Origin of the sequence: Streptococcus sp. 596553 (genome assembly GCF_900411395.1) — a bacterium.
Classification (GTDB): Bacteria; Bacillota; Bacilli; order Lactobacillales; family Streptococcaceae; genus Streptococcus; species Streptococcus mitis_BA.
Window position 1 is genome coordinate 1 of record NZ_OXCQ01000025.1, and the last position, 4,342, is coordinate 4,342.

Annotated in this window: 1 pseudogene; it reads left to right on the forward strand. The window is 41.2% G+C overall.

Annotated features, from left to right (window positions below):
• Nucleotides 1-4,342: pseudogene (locus DSY56_RS11515) on the forward strand (hypothetical protein); the annotation flags it as partial.

The window sequence follows — 4,342 nt, forward strand, 5'->3', positions numbered from 1 at the left end:
GCGGTATCAGCAACAGAAGTAGAAGGAGTTAATGAACTATCTTCAACAGCTACTCCAACACCGACCATAGGCGATGAGGGGGCTAATCAAGGTTCTAACTCATCTAAACCCACTACTTATGACGCAGAGCCAGTCCTAACTAGGGATGCTAGTGAAGATACTGCCTCATCCCAAGCTAGCGATGAGAATACCGAAGCAGCGGCAACTAGCTCCTCTACAGAAACAGTTGCAGATAAGACTATTCTTAAGGATACAATCTCTGACTTGGAACTAGGATTATCTAAGATTGCTCGTTCTAAAGTTCCAGCATCTACTATTGCAAATGCAGAGAAAGTACTGGCAGATGCGAAAGCAATTCTTGCCAAAGGAAATGCAAGCCAATCAGAAGTGAACACAGTTGCTAAAGCGAGTCGTTCACAAGTCTCGATTATTGCAAGCATGCCTAAAGTTCTTGGAGTAACACCAGCTGAATCGGAAAATAAGGAAAAAGCAACAACAGCTGCCCCAACAGCAACTGAAGTTGAAAAACCGGTTGATGCAAGTCTAGCTGAAGAAAAAACAGCTGAAGATGCAAATGCAGAGTTGGCAACAGTGCAAGAAGACCTTGCTCGCTACTTACCGCAAGCAGAGAAGTTGGCTACAGATTCTGTAGTGATAGAAAGTGCAAAAGCAACTCTTCAACTGATTAAATCAAGCCTTGTGGATGCAAATATCACAATCCCTGAACTTGAAAAACGCGTGCAAGAAGCAAAACGTGTACGCAACAGCCTTGTAAACCTTGTAACAGGCTTCAACTCAGGTAGTCGTGATAGCCGTAATGATCAAGCGATGAAAGAGGGAAGTCAGCTTCTGGCAGCCAGCGACTATATCTCAACTCCAAATGAGGATGGAACCTACACAGCTAAAGCCAACTCTCCAACAAAAGATAATTATACTGGTAAGGATATCTATACATTTACTTCTACTGTAGCAAAGCAGGGAGATGTTTCTACTGACCGAAGGAATGGAGATATCAGCACTTTAGAAACTGTGGTTTATTCTACTCAACGTGTAGGGGAAGCGAAAGATCCTAGTAACGCAGGTAATGGAGTTAACAATATAGGACGTATGGATTATCCCTTAAGCAAGGAACAAGCAGAAGACTTGGCAGTAGAGGCGGATTTTTGGAAAAATAAAAAACGTATAGACGGTTCGACGATTTCGGGTGGTAACAATTCAAAATATCAAGCTAACGGTGGATATGAGTATCTAGCTACCCACATTTATCACTATGTCTATGAGCAAGGTCAAGACCGCGTTTATATCAATAAAATTAAGGATCGTTTTGACCTAACAGATGTTGCTAAGGCAGCTGGTTGGACTATCTCAAATGTTTCACCGACGAATTTACCTAAAGGATTAAACTACAATGCTGCTACTGATACGATTGAGGGCAAGATTCTCATGGGTAGTTCAAATGGGGTATATGATACACGAACCTATATTACTTATACTAATACTAAAACTCATGCAAGTGTTCGTGTGATTTATCGAAACTTACGTGGGGGTTGGATTGGCTGGCAAGATACGACAGCTCCGATTATCGAAAGTAATAATAAAGTCTATAAGGGAACCGTCGGAGAAGCGATTGCACCTGTAGATATCCATTACAAAGATGAATCTGCTTCCCGTATAACCACTGCACAAGCAACTGTTTCCTATACGTTGGATAATGGTACGGATACTCAAGTTCGTCATGTCTATAATAATAATGCAACTTCTGGAATTTCAGGAAATATCTCAACAAACGGGGCAACGGTGGATACTGCCATTCCTGGTTTGACTTATAGATCAAACGCAGGGACTACTCCTATTACTGAAGATGGTAAAACTGTTGGCTATGATGGGAAGGGACTGATCTCTGGGACACCAACAAAGGCAGGTGTTTACTATGTGACTGCCTACTCGAAAGATTACAACCGTACAGAACGAGCAAGTGGTCTTAGTCAGAGTTGGAATTATGATACACAAGAAGGTCGTGGAGAATTAACCTTTGTCATCGCACCTAAGGTAACGGTAAAGAACATAGCTACTTATGATACAACCGTACCGGTTGAGATTTCAGATGGGGCAACCTATGCAGAAATTACAACACCAGATGGCTCTAAGACTATTTTAAAAACAAATAAGGCTGGCAAGTGGGTTGTACAGGAGGGAACAACGAATACCGCGGTTTCTGCTGGAACTGAAGTTGGAACGGTAGGGAATGAATTTTCTCTATCAGTAAAACCTGAAGCGACGGCAATAGCTGGAGTTTCTAAGATTTCTGTATATGCTAAAACTGAAAATGTTACGGCTAATCTCATGAGAACCAAGGTGGAGTTGAACTCTGCAACAAACGGTACGAAATATACAGCAAATCTCAATCCAACATCAGGTCGTTATGAATTAGCAGCTTCTGATGCAACGGTGAGAACAGAGTTAACTGGTGGCAATTACACAATCACCAAACGGGAAGTTTCAACCCGTGCCCAAACAGATGGCTCCATGAAGTTTGACTTGTACGAATATACCAGAACCTACAATAATGCGAACAAAGTGACTGCTGTTGACGATGTTACTCTAACTGAAACAGTTTATAACAAGAATAACACAGAAAACACTGCTACAGGTAATGGTATGTACATTACTGTTAAGTATGATAAAAATAGTGAGGAATGGTCAGCAAGCGATAAGTCTACAGTAAAAGCCCATAAGACTGGTGATGACACATGGGAAATTGAAACTAGTTCGGGTTATACTGGGACTGTTAAGGGAATTATGGCTGAAAACACCAGCACTTCTACTATCATCAACTCGAAACCAACTGCTAGGTCGACTTCTTACGAGAGTACCTTGAATACAACTGTTAACCTAATCGACCGCCCTGCGGTAGTTACTGGTGCAAAAGTTAGTGTCAGAGATACTGAAGATGATAAGTTAGCTACAAGTACTGCAGAGTCTACATTCAAGGGAAGTCATAAAACAAAAGTAACAAGCATTACTGTTACAGATCCAGATGGCAACACTGTGTTTGCAGAGACTACATCTGGAGATGCAGCCAACTATCCAACTGCAACTGAACTTAAACTGACAAAAGTTGGTAAATATAGTGTTACCATCAATGTCATAGATAGTAATACAAACTTGGTTGATGGAACAACTGTAGGAGATACGACTGCTGGTACTGATCACGGAGTGAACACTTCTACAGCGACTACAACTTACACTATTACTGTTAAAGCTGGTATTGTAGGAACGCCTGCAACTACTAGCGATATTCAAGGAGCGGTTCAGAAAGGAACTCCAAGCTTCAATTTTGATGACGCAGAGAAAACTAAGATTTCTGCTACCACAAATGGTACAAAAGTTTATAGCTTAGAGTCAACAAATGCTACAGATAATACAGGAGCTACTGTAGGTACTTATGCAATTAATGCGGATACGGGTGAGGTAACCTTTACTCCTAATCCAACATTTGTTGGAACTCCAAATCCAGCTAAGGTAAAATTGACCGTGACAGTAGCCGGAGTTGATCCATTAACATCTACGGCAGATTACACACCAACTGTTATTGGCGTTAGACCAGAAGGAACTAAGGTATCTTCAACAGATATTCAAGGTCAAGTTCAAACAGGTAAACCAACCTTTATCCCAGGTTCTGCAGAAGTAAATGGAGCTAGAAAAACAGTCCCATTGAAGGCAGATAGCTATAAACTTCTTGATAGTGCAGGTACAGAAGTAGCGGATGGCGCTACAACTCCAGCTTACGCTGCAGCAGATAATGGTACTGTGAAAGCTGGTGATGTGATTGGAACTTTCGGTATTGATAAGTCAACAGGTCTCGTGACCTTTACGCCAACCAATAAAGCTTATGTTGGAGCAGTAAAACCTGTCCAAGTTCTTGTTTCAGATAACAATGGTACGCAACCAGAGAACGATAAACGTGGTGAATACACACCAAACATTGTTGGTGTTACTCCAACTGCAAGTGAAGCTTCAACTACAGGCATTCAGGGAGCTGTTCAAAAATCTGAAGTGGTTCTCAATGCTAAAGATGAAAATGTAAACACCTTGAACTTTAGCAAAGGTAGTGAAATTGTAAATGGAACTGAAAAATCTGTTGATTTAAATGAAGCTACTCTGACTCTAGTAGGAGCTGATGGTGAAGGTAAAGTATCGGTAGCTGGTCAAGGAACATACTCTATCGTAAAAGAAGACGGTAAGTCTTATGTTCAATTCACCCCGGTAGCCACTTATACAGGAAATGTAACTCCAGTAACAGTGAAAATTGCTGATGCTAATGGAACTGAAGTAACAACAA